Source organism: Pseudonocardia adelaidensis (assembly GCF_039543345.1).
Taxonomy (GTDB): Bacteria; Actinomycetota; Actinomycetes; order Mycobacteriales; family Pseudonocardiaceae; genus Pseudonocardia; species Pseudonocardia adelaidensis.
Genome location: NZ_BAABJO010000004.1, coordinates 289,232 through 305,683 on the forward strand (window position 1 = coordinate 289,232; position 16,452 = coordinate 305,683).

General features: G+C 76.3%; 14 protein-coding genes. 4 read left to right on the top strand and 10 right to left on the bottom strand.

The window, feature by feature from the left end; translation table 11 throughout:
• Positions 1-51: 51 nt before the first annotated feature.
• Positions 52-546 carry a MarR family winged helix-turn-helix transcriptional regulator gene (locus ABEA81_RS07075; protein ID WP_345604006.1) on the bottom strand — a complete coding sequence of 165 codons (495 nt, stop codon included), beginning with the start codon at positions 544-546 and terminating at the stop codon, positions 52-54.
• Positions 547-776: 230 nt separating this feature from the next.
• On the opposite strand from ABEA81_RS07075, the gene ABEA81_RS07080 reads away from it, so the two are divergent.
• The gene (locus ABEA81_RS07080) at positions 777-1,649 is read left to right on the top strand and encodes an ABC transporter substrate-binding protein (protein WP_345604008.1); all 873 of its coding nucleotides are present in this window, start codon (positions 777-779) and stop codon (positions 1,647-1,649) included.
• A 26-nt stretch (positions 1,650-1,675) separates the two neighbouring features.
• Entirely contained in the window at positions 1,676-2,572 is an 897-nt protein-coding gene (locus tag ABEA81_RS07085) for a LysR family transcriptional regulator (RefSeq protein WP_345604009.1), read from the top strand.
• Positions 2,573-2,639: 67 nt separating this feature from the next.
• On the opposite strand, the gene ABEA81_RS07090 is transcribed toward ABEA81_RS07085, so the two are convergent.
• From ABEA81_RS07090 to hpnC, 9 genes are all read right to left on the bottom strand, one after another.
• Positions 2,640-2,840 carry a hypothetical protein gene (locus tag ABEA81_RS07090; protein ID WP_345604010.1) on the bottom strand — a complete coding sequence of 67 codons (201 nt, stop codon included), beginning with the start codon at positions 2,838-2,840 and terminating at the stop codon, positions 2,640-2,642.
• A 79-nt stretch (positions 2,841-2,919) separates the two neighbouring features.
• Positions 2,920-4,683, bottom strand: coding sequence for a 1-deoxy-D-xylulose-5-phosphate synthase (locus ABEA81_RS07095; protein WP_345604011.1), 1,764 nt, complete (start codon positions 4,681-4,683; stop codon positions 2,920-2,922).
• Between the two features lie 4 nt (positions 4,684-4,687).
• On the bottom strand, positions 4,688-5,692 hold the full coding sequence (gene hpnH / locus ABEA81_RS07100) for an adenosyl-hopene transferase HpnH (RefSeq protein ID WP_345604012.1): 1,005 nt from the start codon (positions 5,690-5,692) through the stop codon (positions 4,688-4,690).
• Between the two features lie 3 nt (positions 5,693-5,695).
• Complete coding sequence (gene ispH / locus ABEA81_RS07105; RefSeq protein WP_345604013.1) at positions 5,696-7,153, bottom strand: 4-hydroxy-3-methylbut-2-enyl diphosphate reductase; 1,458 nt, start codon at positions 7,151-7,153, stop codon at positions 5,696-5,698.
• Positions 7,150-9,030: a squalene--hopene cyclase gene (gene shc, locus ABEA81_RS07110; RefSeq protein WP_345604014.1), complete on the bottom strand. Its 1,881-nt coding sequence runs from the start codon at positions 9,028-9,030 to the stop codon at positions 7,150-7,152. Before shc ends, ispH begins: the two co-directional genes overlap by 4 nt.
• Positions 9,030-10,061: a polyprenyl synthetase family protein gene (locus tag ABEA81_RS07115; protein WP_345604016.1), complete on the bottom strand. Its 1,032-nt coding sequence runs from the start codon at positions 10,059-10,061 to the stop codon at positions 9,030-9,032. Before ABEA81_RS07115 ends, shc begins: the two co-directional genes overlap by 1 nt.
• Positions 10,058-11,425: a hydroxysqualene dehydroxylase HpnE gene (hpnE, locus tag ABEA81_RS07120; RefSeq protein ID WP_345604017.1), complete on the bottom strand. Its 1,368-nt coding sequence runs from the start codon at positions 11,423-11,425 to the stop codon at positions 10,058-10,060. The genes ABEA81_RS07115 and hpnE overlap by 4 nt, the downstream gene beginning before the upstream one ends.
• Entirely contained in the window at positions 11,422-12,312 is an 891-nt protein-coding gene (hpnD, locus tag ABEA81_RS07125) for a presqualene diphosphate synthase HpnD (RefSeq protein WP_345604019.1), read from the bottom strand. The genes hpnE and hpnD overlap by 4 nt, the downstream gene beginning before the upstream one ends.
• Complete coding sequence (gene hpnC / locus ABEA81_RS07130; RefSeq protein WP_345604020.1) at positions 12,309-13,145, bottom strand: squalene synthase HpnC; 837 nt, start codon at positions 13,143-13,145, stop codon at positions 12,309-12,311. Before hpnC ends, hpnD begins: the two co-directional genes overlap by 4 nt.
• Positions 13,146-13,338: 193 nt before the next feature.
• On the opposite strand from hpnC, the gene ABEA81_RS07135 reads away from it, so the two are divergent.
• Complete coding sequence (locus ABEA81_RS07135) at positions 13,339-15,732, top strand: MGDG synthase family glycosyltransferase (RefSeq protein WP_345604022.1); 2,394 nt, start codon at positions 13,339-13,341, stop codon at positions 15,730-15,732.
• Positions 15,713-16,450 carry an SDR family NAD(P)-dependent oxidoreductase gene (locus tag ABEA81_RS07140; RefSeq protein WP_345604023.1) on the top strand — a complete coding sequence of 246 codons (738 nt, stop codon included), beginning with the start codon at positions 15,713-15,715 and terminating at the stop codon, positions 16,448-16,450. Before ABEA81_RS07135 ends, ABEA81_RS07140 begins: the two co-directional genes overlap by 20 nt.
• Positions 16,451-16,452: the final 2 nt, after the last annotated feature.

Here is a 16,452-nt window from a genome sequence, read left to right on the forward strand (position 1 = left end):
TGGTCTCCTCTCGCACCCGGTCGCCGCTCCCGCCGCGGCCGGGGGCGGGCCTCAGGTCTCGGTGAGGCGAGCCGCTCCGGCCGCCGCGGGCGCGGTGGCGTCCGGCTGCCGGAAGGCCTCGGTGGCCGCGTCGTAGAGCGACGCCAGCGACTCCTGGAGCACCTGCCGGTGCCCGTCGGGGACGACGCGGAGCAGGCGGTCGTTCGCCGCCTGGAGCGCCGCGTCGCCCGCCTCCTTCGCCTCGCGCCCCACCGCGGTCACGCTCAGCACCATCTGGCGCCGGTTCTGCGGGTTCACCTGACGGTCCAGCAGGCCGCGACGCACGAGTCCCTCGACGCTCTCCGACACCGTCGGGACCGTCAGGTTGCCGAGCGCCGCGAGTGCCGCCATCGACGTGTGCCCCTCGGACACGCGGCGCAGGAGGCGGTGCTGGCGGTAGGTGAGCGAGGTGTCCAGCTGCCCGAGCACCCGCCCGTACAGGCGGCTGAGCCGGGCGGACGCCGAGACGAGCAGCACGCCGAGGTCCTCCCCGCGCCGATCGTCCATGCCACTCCTCACTTAGGGGCCCTAACTGTTAGGGGCCCATATTGCGCAGCCTGCCTCGCTCGCGTCAAGAGGGGAGGCGCGAGCGTGGAGCCGAACGGCTCCATCCATCGAAGTTCCTGATGGACGGATCGATCGCAGCCCGTTGCCGGGACCGGCGCGGGTTCCTACCGTCGGGGCACGGTCCGGGGTCGCCAACGGGGCGCCCCGGAACCGCCAGGCGGGAGCGGACGATGGTGTTCCGGATTCAGCCCCACGTGCGGCTGCACGAGTGGGTGGCGCAGGAGCGTGGCTTCTTCACGGACGAGGGCCTCGCCTACGAGTTCGACGCGGGCTTCGCCGGTGGCTCGGCGCCCGGGGTGAGCGCGGCGAGCGCCGCGCCGCTGCAGGTGCGCACCGGCGCGTTCGAGGACATGGAGGCCGGGCGGTCGTCGGACGTGTCCTGTGCCTGCCACTGGGCGGTGAACGCGGCCGCCACCGCCCAGCACGGGAAGATGTACGGCCGCGCGTACTCCGTGTGCCCCTCCGGGATCTACGTCGCGGCCGACTCGTCGCTGCGCGCCCCGGCCGACCTCGCCGGCGTGGAGGTGGGCGTGGGGTACCACTCCGGCAGCCACTACTCGGCGCTGCAGGCCCTCGAGGCGTTCCTGCCCCGCGAGCAGGTGACGCTCGGCTTCTACGGCTTCCCGTTCGACCGCACCCGGCTGCTGCTGGAGGGCAAGGTGCCGGCCGTCAACGCGTGGGGGGCGTCGGCGTACGTGCTGGAGCAGCGCGGCTTCCGCAAGCTCGTGGACACCACGTTCGTGATGGGTTTCCTGCTCGCCGCCGAGGTCGACGCCGAGGACGCGGAGCGCTACTTCCGGGCGCTCCTGCGCGCCCAGCAGGAGATCGACCTGGAGCCGCACCGCTACACCCGGCACTGGGCGCGGGAGCTGCCCGCCGACCTGCTGGAACTGGTCGACGTGCGCCGCTTCGGCCCGGGGGAACGGATCGTGCCGCAGCCCTACACGCGCGAGATGTTCGACCGCACCCAGGGCTGGATGCGGGAGTGGGAGCTCCTCGACGTCGCGGCGCCCGTGCGGTACGAGGCGGCCGTTCTGCGCTGACCGCGGTCCGCCGCGAGGATGTGGGCGTGGGTCTCGACCTGTTCAAGCTGCGGGTTCTCGTCGCCGTCGTCGACCACAACGGGTACTCGGCCGCGGCGGGGCACCTCGGGCTGAGCCAGGGCACCGTCTCGTTCCACGTGCACGGGCTCGAGCGCCACCTGGGCGTGCAGCTGCTGCGCTACGAGCGGCGCACGGTCGGGCTGACGGCGGCGGGCGAGCAGGTCTACCGGTGGGCACAGCGGATGCTGCGCGACGAGCAGCACATGGTCCGCAGCCTCCGCGGCGGTCAGCGCGGGCGGGCGACGCTCGGAGCGAGCATCGCCTTCGAGCAGGCCTTCTTCTTCGACAAGATCGTCGCGCCGTACCGGAGGGCGCACGCCGACGTGCTGCTGTCGGTGCGCTTCGGGCACAGCGTCCGGCTGGCCGAGGCCGTGGCCGACCATCGCGTCGACCTGGCCTACGTCATCGGCTGGCAGGTGCCGGCGGGCCTGCACTACGAGCCGCTGCACGCGGCCCGGTTCACGCTCTTCGTGGCCCGCGACCACCCGCTGGCCCGCGAGGAGACGGTGACCGTGGCCCAGGTCGCCGGCGCCGGCCTGATCGCGGCGCCCCTCGACGACGTCGAGCGGGTGCACTACGAGAAGGTGCTCGACGACCTCGACCTCGGCCCCACCGACGTGACGCTCGAGATCGACGGGATCCAGGCGCGCGTGCTCGCCGCCGCGGCCGGCCTGGGGGTCCTCGGGGTCTTCCACCCGGCCTACGCCGGCCCCGTCCCGCCGGGCGGCCTGGCGCCGCTGAACCTGGACCGGCCCCTGCCGTCGGTCGAGGTCGGCCTGGTGAGCAGGCGGGCCGACGCACCGGCCGGAGGGGCCAAGGCCCTCGCGGACTGGATCAGGACCACGACGGCCGGGACGGGCTGAGTGGCGACCGGCCGCGGCGGCACTGAGCCCGGGCCGGGTGCCGGCAGGGCAGGGCAGGGACGCGCCCCTACCGCCCCGGGTCCGCCGAAGCGTTGACCTTGTCGCAGGCCGCCTGCACCTCGGTCCACGCCTTGCGGAACGCCGGATCGTCCGCCATGCGTCGTTCCGCCGCGGAGGCGGCCGCACTGTCGCCGTTGGCGGCGAGGACGTGCAGCTCGACGAGCTCGTCGCGCCATTCGTGGTTCTGCTGAGCCGGAGAGGCACTCATCGGTCAACGGTTGCCCATCGGCAACGGAGCGCAAAGTCCGGCGCGCCGGAAAGTGAGGCACGTCTCGTCGACGGGCCCCTCATCCGACGGCCGACGGGTGGAGCACCGGTGCCGGCACGCCGGTGTCGGCGTCCTCGATCGCGCGCCGGATCCCGGCCGCGTCGAGCCCGGTCCCGGCGAGCAGGTCGCTGCGGGAGCCGTGGGGCAGGAACGCCTGCTCCAGCGCGACGGTGTGCACCGGCACGGGTGATCCGGCCGCCCGCAGCGTCCGCGCGACGGCGTCGCCGTAGCCGCCTGCGGCGCCGTTGTCCTCGACGGTCACCACGGCCCGGAACATGCCGGCCGCGGCGACCAGGGCCGGGTCGACGGGCAGCAGCCAGCGCGGGTCGACGACGGTGACGCACCCGCCGTCGCGGGCGGCGTCGGCGGCGGCGGCGAGCGCGGGCGCGGCGCACGGGCCGACCGGCAGCAGCAGTACCCCACCCGAGCCGTGCCGGGCGAGCACGTCCGCGGTGCCGATCCGGCCGCAGGCGGGCAGCTCCCGCTCCGGCGCGCCTTTGGGGAACCGCAGCGCGGTGGGCCCGGCATCCGCCACGGCGTCGCGCAGGAGCGCGCGCAGGCGGGTGGCGTCGCGCGGGGCGGCCACCCGCATCCCGGGGACCGCGCCGAGCAGCGACAGGTCCCACATCCCGTGGTGCGACGGCCCGTCCGGCCCGGTCACGCCGGCCCGGTCGAGGACGAGGGTGACCGGGAGCCGGTGCAGCGCCACGTCCATCAGGGTCTGGTCGAACGCGCGGTTGAGGAAGGTGGCGTACACGCAGACGACCGGGTGCAGCCCGCCCATCGCCAGGCCCGCCGCACAGGTCATGGCGTGCTGCTCCGCGATGCCGACGTCGACGACCCGCCGCGGGAACGCGGCGGCGAACGGGGCGAGCCCCGTCGGGTGCAGCATGGCCGCGGTCAGCGCGACGACGTCGTCGCGCTCGCGGCCGATGGCGCACAGCTCCTCGCCGAACACCGCGGTCCAGCCCGGGCCACCGGCGCCGCCGGGCGGCGAGACGGTGTGCATGCAGTCCACGGCGTCGTCCTCGGCAGGCGGGTGGCCCTTGCCCTTGACGGTGACGCAGTGCACGACGACCGGACGGCGCAGCGCGCGCGCCGCGGCCAGCTCCCGCTGGACGGCCACCGGGTCGTGCCCGTCGACGGGCCCGCGGTAGGCCAGGCCGAGCCGCTCGAACAGGGTCGGCCCGCCCTTCCCCGCCCGCAGTGCCGCCAGGTGCGCCGGGATCGCGCCCACGGTCGGTGAGTAGGAGCGGCCGTTGTCGTTGAGCAGCACGACCACGGGGCGGGCCGACGCGCCGATGTTGTTCAGCGCCTCCCAGCACATCCCGCCGGTCAGCGCGCCGTCCCCGACGACGGCGACGACGGTGCGGTCGGGCTCGCCGCGCAGCGCGAAGGCCCGGCTCAGCCCGTCGGCGTAGGACAGCGCGGTGGAGGCGTGGGAGTTCTCCACGAGATCGTGCCGGCTCTCGGCCCGGCTGGGGTAGCCGGACGGTCCGCCCGCGGCACGCAGCCGGGGGAACCAGGGGCGGCGGCCGGTGAGCAGCTTGTGCACGTAGGCCTGGTGGCCGGTGTCGAAGACGATCGGGTCGCGCGGGGAGTCGAACACCCGGTGGAGCGCGATCGTCAGCTCGACGACGCCCAGGTTGGGGCCGAGGTGCCCGCCCGTCCGCTGCACGGTCGCGGTGAGCTCAGCCCTGATCTCCGCGGCGAGTCCGGATAGCGCCGCCTCGGGCAGGCCGCGCAGGTCGGCCGGTCCGCTGATCCCGTCGAGCAGGGCCATGCGATCACCTGCCCACCGCCGCGCGAATCGATTCGCGCAACGACGTCGTCGTGGCGAGCACCGCCGTCGGCTCGTAGCCGCAGTGCGCCATGCAGTTGGCGCAGCGCGGGTCGCGGCCGCGGCCGAACGCCGACCAGTCGGTGGTCTCGATCAGCTCCCGGTACGTGGCCGCGTACCCGTCGTCGAGCAGGTAGCACGGGCGCTGCCAGCCGAGCAGCGAGTACGACGGGATCCCCCACGGCGTGCACTCCAGGTCGCGGCGCCCCTCGAGGAAGTCGAGGAACACCGGGGTGTGGTTGAGCCGCCACCGCTTGCGCCGCCCGCCCGCGAACGCCTTCGCGAACAGCTCCCGCGTCTGCCGCACCCCGAGGAACGCGTCCTGGTCGGGGGCCTTCTGGTAGGCGTAGCCGGGCGAGATCTGCATGTTGTCCACGCCGAGCTCGTCGTTGAGGTAGTCGAGGACGTCGATCACGTCGGCCGGGGTGTCGTCGGTGAAGAAGGTCGTGTTGGTCATCACCCGGAACCCGGCGGCCTTGGCCTCCTTGATCGCGGCGACCGCGGCGTCGAACCCGCCGGGCTTGCGCACGGACGCGTCGTGCCGCTCGCGCAGCCCGTCGATGTGCACCATCCAGGCGAAGTCGCGGTGCGGGGTGAACCGGTGCAGGTGCTTGGGCAGCAGCAGCGCGTTCGTGCACAGGAAGACGATCTTCTTGAGCTCGAGCAGGCGACGCACGATCTCGTCGATCCGGGGATGCATCAGCGGTTCGCCGCCCGCGATCGAGACCATGGGGGCGCCGCACTCCTGGATCGCACCGACGGCCTGCTCCACCGGCATCCGCTGCTTCAGCAGCGCGGCGGGCTGCGCGATCTTGCCGCAGCCGCCGCACTTGAGGTTGCACGCGAACAGCGGCTCCAGCTCGACGAGCAGCGGGAACCGCTCCCGGCCCGCCAGCTTCTGCTTCACCAGGTAGCCCGCCAGGCGCATCGACTGGCGCAGTGGCATGGCCATCTCTCAGTCCTCCTCCCGGGGCAGCGCGAAGGAGATGTCCTCCGCGACCGCCTCCGACTCGCGCGCGGTGACCGGGCCCAGTCCCGACAGCGCCGTCACGACCCGCCCCACGAGGTGCGGCGGGGCCGAGGCGCCCGCGGTCACGCCCACCCGCCGGGCGCCTGCGAGCCAGCGCAGGTCGATCTGGCCGGGGTCGTCCACCAGGTGGGCGGGCGTGCCCGCCCGTTCGGCGACCTCGACGAGACGGCGCGAGTTCGACGAGTTCGCCGAACCGACCACCAGCACCAGGTCCGCGTCACCCGCGATCCCGCGCACCGCCTGCTGCCGGTTCGTGGTCGCGTAGCAGATGTCGTCGGTGCGCGGGCCGGTGAGCGCCGGGAACCGGGCCCGCAGGACGTCGGCGATCTCGCCCGCCTCGTCCACGGCGAGGGTGGTCTGCATCGCGTAGGACACCCGCTGCGGATCGCGCGGCCGGACCCGCCGCGCGGTGTCGACGTCGGGGACGACGAGCACGTGGTCCGGCGCCTCGCCGCGCGTGCCCTCGACCTCCTCGTGCTCGGGGTGGCCGATGAGGAACACGGTGTGGTCGCGCGTGGCCTGCCTGCGGACCTCCGCGTGCACCTTCGCGACGAGCGGGCAGGTGGCGTCGACCACGGTGAGGCCGCGGGCGGCGGCGTCCCGGCGCACCCCCGGTGCGACTCCGTGCGCGGCGAGCACGAGCCGCGCTCCGGGCGGGACCTCGTCGACCTCCTCCACGAACACCGCGCCCCTGGCCGCCAGGTCGCGGACGACGTGGGCGTTGTGCACGATCTGGCGGCGCACGTACACCGGCGGCCCGTGCCACTCCAGGGCGCGCTCGACCGTCTGGATGGCGCGTTCCACCCCGGCGCAGAACGACCGGGGCGACGCGAGCAGCACCTCCCGGGGCCCGACCGCGGCCGCCCACTCCTCGAGGGCCGGTGCGCAGGCGCGCAACGCCCGCAGCGCGCGCAGCCCACGAACGGGCGTGCCGGGGCGCGCCAGCGGGTGCTCCGCGCTGTCGACGACCACGCGGACCACGGCGAACGGGCCCCCGACGGCGAGCCACGCGGACTCCATGTCCGCCGCGAGCGCTCCGCCGGTCGCCGGCCCGCCCACCAGCCGGGGAGCGGACCGGACCGGTCCGAGGTGCACGGTGAGCCCGAGCCGGCGCAGGGCGGCGGCGAGGAGCGGAGCGGACGGGACCGGGAGCGGCTCCCGGCCGGGCCCGCGGACCTCGGTGGCGACCACGACGTCGCCCGCGCGCATCCCGGGCGTCTCACCGCGGGCCAGCCCGGCCACGAGCACCGGCGTGCCCGGCCGGAACGACGCGGCGGCCGCGTCCGCCCGCCGCGGTCCCATCCCGGTGCGCCGCACCGGGACCCGGGTGCCGCGCAGGGCGGCCCGCTCGACCCGCAGTGGCGTGCACAGCACCGGTCTCATCGCGCGCCCCGCACGTAGCGGCCGAGCGCGGTGACGGGGAACACCAGGCGGTAGAGCTCGTAGTTGATCGCGAAGTCACCGGGGAAGCCGGTCCCCGTGTAGTGCGGCTCGTCCCAGGTCCCGTCCGCGCGCTGGGTGGCGCAGAGCCATCCGACGCCGCGCTCGACCGCGGTGCTCCGCTCCCCCGCGGCCAGCAGCGCGAGCAGCGCCCAGGCGGTCTGCGACGCGGTCGAGGCGCCGCGGCCGATCCATGCCGGGTCGCGGTAGGAGCGCTGGTCCTCGCCCCACCCGCCGTCCGGGTTCTGGTGCCGCTCGAGCCAGTCGACCGCCCGCCGGATCGACCCCGCCCCGGGAGCGATCCCCGCGGCGACCAGCGCCGGCACCACGGCGCCGGTGCCGTAGACGTGGTTGGTGCCCCACCGCCCGAACCAGGAGCCGTCCCGCTCCTGCGCCGCGAGCAGCCAGGCCACCCCGCGCCGGCACTCCGGGTCGTCCGCCCGGCCCTGCGCGGCGAGCGCCTCGACGACGTGCGCGGTGACGTCGGCGGACGGCGGGTCGATGACGGCGCCGAAGTCGGAGAACGGCACCTTCTCGCACAGCCCGCGGGTGTTGTCGGCGTCGAACGCGCCCCAGCCGCCGTCCCGGCTCTGCATGCCGAGCATCCACGCCACGCCGCGCCCGACGGCAGCGGTTCCGTCCGGCTCGGGCACCCGGCGCAGGGCGAGCACGATCTCGGCGGTGTCGTCGATGTCCGGGTAGCCGTCGTTCGCGAACTCGAACGCCCAGCCGCCGGGGGCGAGTCCGGGCCTGCGCACGGCCCAGTCGCCGCGCACCCGGATCTCCTCACCGAGCAGCCACTGCGCCCCCCGCCGCACGGCCGGGTCGGCGGCGGGGACGCCGGCGTCCAGCAGCGCGATGAGCGCCAGCGCGGTGTCCCACACCGGGGACTGGCACGCCTCCAGCCTGCGCACCCAGCCATCGGCCGTGCGCTCCCGGACGATGAAGCCGTCCAGCCCGCGCAGTCCCGCGGCCACCGCCGGGTGGTCCATCGGGTAGCCGAGCAGGTGCAGCGCGAGCAGCGAGTACACCCACGGCGGCTGGATGCCGCCCCACGACCCGTCGGCCTCCTGCCGGGCGAGGATCCACTCGGCGGCCTGGCGCATCGCCGCCCGGCGCAACGGCCGCAGCGGACGGCGGGAGTAGGCGTGCAGCACGCGGTCGAGGCGCTGGAAGAGCCCGGGCCAGGTCCAGATCGGGCGCGGGCGCGGCGGCTGCGCCCCGGTCCGCAGGTCGTCGATCCCGAACGGCAGCGGCCGGGCCGGCCGCAGCGTGGCGACGACGGTCAGCGGCACGAGCGTCTGCCGGGCCCAGCAGGCCCAGTCGTGGACGTTGAGCGGGAACCAGGGCGGCAGGAATATCAGCTCCGGCGGCAGGTCGGGCAGCTCGTCCCACGACCAGAGACCGAAGAGCGCGAGCCAGATCCGGGTGAACACCCGCGACCGCTCCACGCCGCCCGCCGAGCGGACGAACCCGGCGGCGGCGGCCATGTGCGGCGCGTCGGGCGGGTCGCCTGCCAGCCGGAGCGCGACCCAGGCCTCCACCGTCGTCGACAGGTCGCCCGGCCCGCCGTGGTAGATCGCCCAGGTGCCGTCGTCCCGCTGCTGGGACCGGATCCACCGGGCCGCCTCCGCCGTCTCCTGGTCGCCGCGCACGCCGAGGAACTCGCGCAGCAGCAGGTCCTCGGCGTCCATCGTCACGTTGGTGGCGAGCTCGCCCTTCCACCAGCCCTCCGGGTGCTGGAGGGCGCGCAGGTGCGTGACCGCGGCGTCGAGCGCGTCGGCGGCGATGCGGGTGGGTGCGGGAAGGGTGCCGGTCATCAGGCCGTCCTCGTGACGATGAACCGGGCCAGCTCGAGCAGGTCGGCGCGCGGCGCGCCGGGGATCGGGACCCGGTCGAGCGCGTGCTCGGCGGCGGCGAGCCGCCGCGAGGCCTCCTCGGCCGCCCACGCGCGGCCGCCCGCGGCCTCGATGAGATCGGCGACCCGCCGCAGGCCCGCCTCGTCGAGGGCCTCGGTGCCGCGCAGCCAGCGCGCCACCGCCCGGCCCGTCCCGTCCCGGCGGCTCGCCGCGTACGTGACGGGCAGGGTCTTCTTCCGGGAGCGCAGGTCCGACCACACCGGCTTGCCGGTGGTCGCCGGGTCGCCCCAGATCCCCAGCAGGTCGTCGATCAGCTGGAACGCCAGCCCGAGCTCGGCGCCGAATTCCGCGAGCGCGTCGACCAGATCGCCCGGCCCGCCCGTGAGCAGCGCCCCGATCGCGGCGCTGGTCGCGAGCAGCGCGCCGGTCTTGCCCGCGGCCATCTCCCGGCACTCGGCGAGCGACACCGCGGGGCGCCGCTCGAACGCGAGGTCGAGGGCCTGCCCGCGGATGAGGTCGCGGGTCGTGGCCGCGAGCAGGGACGCGGCCGCGCCCGCGTGCGGTGACCGCGACTCGAGCAGCACCTCGGTGGCCAGCGCGAGCAGGGCGTCCCCGGTGAGGATGGCGTTCGCGGAGCCCCAGACGGTCCAGGCCGTCGCCCGGTGCCTGCGCTCGGTGTCGCCGTCCATGAGGTCGTCGTGGACCAGGGAGAAGTTGTGCACCAGCTCGACGGCGACCGCGCCGGGCAGCCCGGCCCGCGCGTCGTGCCCGGCGGCGAGCGCGGACAGCAACGCCAGTGCCGGACGGACCGCCTTGCCGCGCGCGCCACCGGGCGTCGGGACGCCGGCCGCGTCGGTCCAGCCCAGGTGGTAACCGCTGATCGTGCGGGTCGTGTCGTCCAGCCGGGCGACCGCCTCCCGCAGCGCGGGCGTGACCTCGTCCCTGGCCCGGGCCAGTATCGCCAGCGGGTCGGCGCTCAGATCGGTGCTCATGCCGCCACCTCGCGTTCCCCCGCCGGAACGCGCGGTGCTGCCGTGCTCCCCAGCACGGCGGCGGCCGCAGCGGTGCCACTGCGCACGGCTCCCTCCATCGTTGCGGGCCATCCCGTCGCGGTCCACGCGCCGGCGAGGAACAGCCGCGGCGCGCGGGTCGCGGTCCCCGGGCGCAGCCGCTCCGATCCGGGTCGTTGCCGGAACGTCGCGTGCCGCTCCCGGGTGACGAAGAAGTCGACGACGCGCGCGGCCCGCGTCGCCGGGAGCAGCGCGGCGAGCTCGGGCAGCAGCCGCTCGCGCAGCGCCGGTGTCGGCATGTCCACGAGGCCGTCGGCGGCGGAGATCGAGGCTGCGAGGTACTGGCCGTCGTCGAGCCCGGACTGGCCGGTCCGGTCGAAGACCCACTGCAGCGGCGTGCCGACACCGGCGACGAACGGCTCGTCGAGCACCCGCCGGTCGAGCACGACGTGCACGTTCACGATCGGGCTCGTGCCCAGCCGCGCGGCCCAACCCGGGGCCGCGTCGAGCGCGCCGGGGGGCAGCAGCCGCTCCGCCACCACGGGCGGGACGGCGAGCACCACGGCGTCGCAGGCGACCTCCGCCCCGTCGGTCCGCACGTGCCACGCGTCGCCCGCGCGCTCCACGGCGCGGACCGCGGCCCCGGTGCGGACGTCCGCGCCTGCGGCGGCGAGGCGGGCCAGCGCGGGTTCGCCGTGCAGCGCCCCCAGCGGCACCGTCGACCAGCCGACGTCGCCGGCCGCCCGGTCCTCGAGCAGGCCGCGCCGGAACACGGTCGCGGCCCCGGCGAGGCCGGCGTCGTCCGCCCGCGCGTTCAGCGTGGCGACCCCGATCAGGTCCCACAGCGCGGCCACGGCGCGCTCGCCCTGCCCGTGCTCGCGCAGCCACGCCCCGAAGCTCCGCTCGTCGGTGCGCGGGTCGGCGGGGTCCACCCGCCGCAGGGCCATCGCGGCGACGGCGGCGCGCGCCCGCTCGGTCCACCGCAGCGGCCGGTACCGCGCCAGCGTGCCGGCCAGGTGCAGCGGTGCGGGGAGGTCACCGCGGCGCAGCAGCGCCGTGCGCGGCTCGCCGGGGATGCGCACGGGGACGGCCAGGCGCGGTTGCAGCACGGCCCGGTCGGCCGTCCCGAGCCGCTCCAGCAGCGCCCGGTAGGCGGTGCAGCAGCGCAGGAAGACGTGCTGGCCGTTGTCCACCTCGAGCCGCCCGCGGCGGAACGAGTGCGTCAGCCCGCCCAGCCGCGGCCGGGCCTCGAACAGGGTCACGGCGCACCCGGCTTCCGCGCAGTCCAGCGCCGCCGTGATGCCCGCCAGCCCGCCGCCCACGACGGCCACCCGCCCCGCCGTCACGACGGAGCACCGCCCGCGGGACGGCGGTGAAGGGCCGACCCCACCAGCGCCCGCACCGCGACGGCGGCCTTCTCCCGGCCGGACAGCGACAGCCTGCGGTCGCGGACGAGCTCGGGATGCGCCTCGATCCGGTCGTTCAGACTGCGGTAGATCCCCGACATCGCCGCGCAGCAGGCGGCGCTCCGTCCGCCGAGCGACGGCAGCAGCCGCAGGCCGTCGGCGTACCAGCCACGGGCCCGCTGGGCGGCGAACCGGACGAGCGCGGCCAGCCCGCCGTCCGCGTCGACGAGGTCGCCGTGCGCGTCGAGGGCGAGCTCGACGCCGAACCGCTCGAGGTCCGCGCGCGGGAGGTAGACCCGCTTGTTCCCGAGGTCCTCGCGGATGTCGCGCAGGATGTTCGTCTGCTGCAGTGCGATGCCCAGCGCGTCGGCGTACCCGGGGGCATTCGGATCCGGGCGGTGCTCGAACACCCCGAGGCACAGCCGCCCCACCGACCCGGCCACGCACCGGCAGTAGCCGACCAGCTCGTCGAAGGTCTCGTAGCGCCGCCCGTTCACGTCCATCTCGACGCCGTCGACCAGCTCCTCGAACGCGCCCATCGGGATCGGCAGCCTGCGCGCGGCGTCGGCCACGGCGACCAGCACCGGGTCCGGCGACGCGCCCGGGTCGGCGAGCGAGCGGCGCACGTCGGCGAGGGCGGCGACCTTGGCGTCGCGGGGAAGGTCGCCGTCGCCGATGTCGTCGATGCGCCGGGCCAGCGCGTACACCGCGGACAGCGCGGCCCGCCGGTCCGGGTGCAGCAGCCGGATGCCGTAGGAGAAGTTGCGCGCCTCGGTGCGGGTGATCGTCTCGCAGATCCGGTAGGCGTCCTGCACGTCGACCGTCATCGCGCCCCCCTCGACGCGATGAGGCGGGCCGCGTGCCGGGCGACGTCGCGACGGCGGGTGCGGGCCCGGGCCGCCAGCACGTCCCCTCCGGTGCGGCGCAGTCCGTCGAGGGCGGCCCGGCCACCGGCGACGTAGCCCGCGACGGCGAGGCGCGCCCAACCGGTCAGGCGCCCGACCAGGGGCGCACCGGAGTCGAGCAGCTCCGCGGCCCGGTCGATCTCGAAGGCCATCAGCCCGCGGACGGCGGGCGACGCGGCGGGGGCGTCGAGCTCGGCCTCGGCCACGCCGTGCGCGGCCAGGTCCTCCTGCGGCAGGTACACCCGGCCGGCCCGGCGGTCCTCGGCGACGTCCTGCCAGTGCTCGATCAGCTGCAGGGCGGTGCAGACCCGGTCGGAGAGCCGCTCGAGGTCCGGATCGCGGACGCCGAAGACGCCGAGCACGATCCGCCCGACCGGTTCGGCCGACAGCTCGCAGTAGGCCAGCAGGTCCGGGAACGCCCGGTAGCGGGTCACCCGCTGGTCGAGCAGGTTCGCCTGCACGAGCCGGTCGAACGGTTCCGGGTCGAGGCCGCGGCGGCGCACCGTCGGCACGAGCGCACGCAGGACGTCCGCCTTCGGCGCGCCGGTCGTCCACACCTGGGCCAGATCGGTCCGGAAGGCCTGCAACAGCGCCGCGCGGTCGCCGCTCGCCTCGTCGCCGAGGTCGTCGATCACGCGAGCGACGTCGTAGACCGCGACCAGATCGGCGCGCAGTGCCCGGGGCAACGCCCGCAGGGCGACCGGGAAGTTCTCGGCCCGCCTGCGGTCGGCCAGGGTGTCGGCCCGGGCAGACATCAACGACACGCTGGCGATCGCCACGGTGTCAATCAAGGACACAGCGCCAGCCTGCGGCGTTCGGCGGCCCGCGGCTTGCCCGTTCGGAACAAACTTGACCGGTCCGGATTGTCATTCCGGGGAAGGGACTCGGCGCCGCTGTCGAGGGTAGTGAGTGGGACATCGAGTCCCGCGCACCGAGGAGAGACGTGACATGAGCCTGCCGCGCAGGCTGCTCGTGGTCAGCGCCGACATCGGCGAGGGCCACAACGCCACGGCGCGGGCCGTCGAGGACCACGCCCGCAGGCGCTGGCCGGGCTGCGAGATCCGGCGGGTGGACACCCTCGCCCTCATGGGAGGTCCGGTGGGGCCGGCGTTCCGCTGGATCTACCGCACCAACGTCGAACGCACGCCGTGGCTGTACGACTTCTTCTACGACGCGCTGTGGCGGCACCGGTGGTTCGCCGCCGCCTCGTGCCGGGTGGTCGGGGCCTGGAGCGGGCGGCGGCTCGCGCCGGTCGTCGCGGAGTTCCGCCCCGACCTGATCGTCTCGACCTACCCGCTGGGCACCGGCGGCCTGGACCACCTGCGCCGCCGCGGCCGGGCACCGGACGTACCGACCGCGGCGATCATCTCGGACTTCGCCCCGCACCCGTTCTGGGTGTACCCCGAGATCGACCTGCACTACGTGGCGAGCCCGGCGAGCCTGCGGGCGCTGCACGTCGCGCGGCCGGAGGCCCGCGGCGCCGTCGGCGCCCCGCCCGTCGTCCCCGCGTTCCGGCCCGCCGAGGACCGGGAGGGCGCCCGCAGGCGCTGCGGGTTCCCCGAGGACCGGCTCGTGGTGCTGATCTCGTGCGGCTCGTACGGGTTCGGGTCGGTGGAGCGCGCGGTGGACGCGGCGCTGGCGGCCGGCCCGCGCGTGCACGTGGTGGTGGCCTGCGGGCGCAACGAGGCGCTGCGGTCCCGGCTCGGGAGGCACGCCGAATGCGGCCGCCGACTGGTGCCGATGGGCTGGACGGACGCGATGCCCGAGCTCACCGCGGCCGCCGACGTCGTCGCCACGAACGCGGGCGGCGCCACCGCGCTCGAGGCGGTGGCGTGCGGCCGTCCCGTGCTGCTGTTCGAGCCGATCGCCGGGCACGGCAGGGCCAACGCCGCGCTGATGGCCCGGGCGGGGCTCGCGATCCTCTGCCCCGGGCCCGCGGAGCTGACCACGGCCGTCGCATCGCTCCTCGATCCCGCCCGGCTCGCGGCCGCGGAGGGGCGGGCCCGCGACCACATCGCCGGGCTGGACCTGGAGGCCGAGCTGGACGCCCTTCCGGAGCTGCCCCGCCACGCCGGCCTGCCCCGCAGGCTGCGCCCCGCGGACGCCCTGTTCGTCGCCACCCCGTCGACCGTTCCGCAGCAGCTCGGGGTGGCCCTGATGGTCGACGGGCCCGCGCCACCCGCCGACCGGGTCGCCGCCGGGCTGACCGCGCTCGTCGCGCGGCGGGCGCCCGCCCTGCCGATGCTGCGCAGGCGGCTGGAACGCCGGCCCGGGCGGTGGCCGCGCTGGTCGCCGGTGGACGACGTCGAACCCGCGCGGCACGTCACCTCCCGCACCGTCGCCCCGCGCGAGTGGACGGCGGCCCTGCAGGAGACCTTCGCGGCGCCGCTCCCGGCCGACCGGCCGCCCTGGCGGCTCACCGTCCTGTCCGACGGGGAGCGGACGGCGGTACTGGCGACGCTGCACCACGCGCTCGGCGACGGGCTGGCCGTCACCGCGACGCTGATGGGGCTGCTCACCGACCGCGCCGTCCCCGGGTCCGCGGCGCGGGCACCCGACGGCCGGTCGGTCGGCGTCCGGCGGCTGGCCCGCGGGCTGCTCAGCCTGGCCCGGACCGGTCGGGTCCCCCGGGCCGCCAGGGGCGGGGCGAGCACCGCGGACCGGCGCGTCGCGTTCGTGCGGCTCCCGGCCGCGGAGGTGCGCGCCGCGGCCAGGGAACGGGGGGTGGGCACGACGGCGTTGCTGCTCGCGGTGCTCGCCGAGGCCCTGCACCGGATCGACCCGACTCGCGGACACGTGCGGACGCTGGTGCCGCGCACCGCCGCGGCCGTGCGCCGGCCCGGCCTGCCGGGCAACCGCACGGGGGCGATGCTCCTCGACCTTCCGGTCGGGCCGATGCCGCGGGCCCGCCGGATCACCGAGGTCGCGGCCGCGCTCGACCGCCTGCAGCGGGCGGGACAGCCCGACGCGGCCGCCGCGGTCGTCGCGGCGCTGGGTGCGCTGCCCGCACCGCTGCTCACCCGGCTGGTCCCGCTCGTGTACGGCGGCCGCTACTGCTCCGTGATCGCCACCGTGCTGCCGGGGTTCCGCCGGGTGCCGCGGGTGGCGGGCCTGCCGGTGGCGGCCGCGTACCCGGTGGTGCCGCTCACCGACGGCGTCGGGCTCGCCGTCGGCTTCCTGCCGTGGGGCGACACGATCGGCGTCGGCGTCACCGGCGACGCGGGCCTGTCCGGCGACCCCGAGCGGGTGGCCGAGCAGGTCCGCGCCGCCTTCGCCGACCTGCATCCCCCGCGGCCCCCGGCCGTCGACATGGAGCTGAGCGATGCGACTACACGGGCGTGACGCACTGGTCACCGGCGGATCGTCGGGCATCGGGGCGGCGATCGCCACGGCGCTGACCGGGGCCGGAGCCCGGGTCACGATCCTGGGCCGCGACGCCGCCGGGCTCGACGCCGTCGCGCGGCGCGGCGGGGCCGAACCCGTGGTCGCCGACCTCACCACCGACGCGGGCCTCGCCACGGCGGCGGCCGCGGCGGCCGAGGCGGACCTCGTGGTCAACGCGGCCGGCCGCGGCTGGGCGGGCGACCTCGGCGCGATGCCGCCGGACGAGCTGGCCGCGCTCGTCACGCTCGACCTGGTCGTGCCGATGCAGCTGGCCCGCGCCGCGGTGCCGGGGATGCGCCGCCGCGGTAGCGGGCACCTCGCGTTCGTCTCCTCGATCGCGACCGTCGGGGTGGGCGGCGAGGCGGCGTACTCCGCGAGCAAGGCGGGGCTGCGCGCGTTCGCCGCGGCGCTCCGTCACGACGTCGCGGGCGACCGGATCGGGGTGACGACCGTGTTCCCCGGCGCCGTCGACACCCCCTTCTTCGACCGCCGGGGACGGCGCTACGACCGGCGGTTCCCCCGGATGGTCCCGCCCGACGCGGTGGCCCGGCGGGTGCTGCGGGCGGTCGAACGCGACCGGGCCGAGGTCTTCGTGCCGGCGTGGCTCTCGCTCGCCGCCCGAGTGCAGGGGGTGGCGCCCGCGGTGTTCCACCGGATGGCGGGGCGGTTCGGGTGAGC

What these genes read in the sequence shown, in the direction of transcription:
- hpnC (WP_345604020.1), bottom strand. Translation starts at nt 13,145, where the DNA reads ATGTCTGCCCGGGCCGACACCCTGGCCGACCGCAGGCGGGCCGAGAAC.
- shc (WP_345604014.1), bottom strand. Translation starts at nt 9,030, where the DNA reads ATGACCGGCACCCTTCCCGCACCCACCCGCATCGCCGCCGACGCGCTC.
- ABEA81_RS07095 (WP_345604011.1), bottom strand. Translation starts at nt 4,683, where the DNA reads ATGGCCCTGCTCGACGGGATCAGCGGACCGGCCGACCTGCGCGGCCTG.
- ABEA81_RS07090 (WP_345604010.1), bottom strand. Translation starts at nt 2,840, where the DNA reads ATGAGTGCCTCTCCGGCTCAGCAGAACCACGAATGGCGCGACGAGCTC.
- hpnH (WP_345604012.1), bottom strand. Translation starts at nt 5,692, where the DNA reads ATGGCCATGCCACTGCGCCAGTCGATGCGCCTGGCGGGCTACCTGGTG.
- ispH (WP_345604013.1), bottom strand. Translation starts at nt 7,153, where the DNA reads ATGAGACCGGTGCTGTGCACGCCACTGCGGGTCGAGCGGGCCGCCCTG.
- ABEA81_RS07115 (WP_345604016.1), bottom strand. Translation starts at nt 10,061, where the DNA reads ATGAGCACCGATCTGAGCGCCGACCCGCTGGCGATACTGGCCCGGGCC.
- ABEA81_RS07075 (WP_345604006.1), bottom strand. Translation starts at nt 546, where the DNA reads ATGGACGATCGGCGCGGGGAGGACCTCGGCGTGCTGCTCGTCTCGGCG.
- ABEA81_RS07135 (WP_345604022.1), top strand. Translation starts at nt 13,339, where the DNA reads ATGAGCCTGCCGCGCAGGCTGCTCGTGGTCAGCGCCGACATCGGCGAG.
- hpnD (WP_345604019.1), bottom strand. Translation starts at nt 12,312, where the DNA reads ATGACGGTCGACGTGCAGGACGCCTACCGGATCTGCGAGACGATCACC.
- ABEA81_RS07080 (WP_345604008.1), top strand. Translation starts at nt 777, where the DNA reads ATGGTGTTCCGGATTCAGCCCCACGTGCGGCTGCACGAGTGGGTGGCG.
- ABEA81_RS07140 (WP_345604023.1), top strand. Translation starts at nt 15,713, where the DNA reads ATGCGACTACACGGGCGTGACGCACTGGTCACCGGCGGATCGTCGGGC.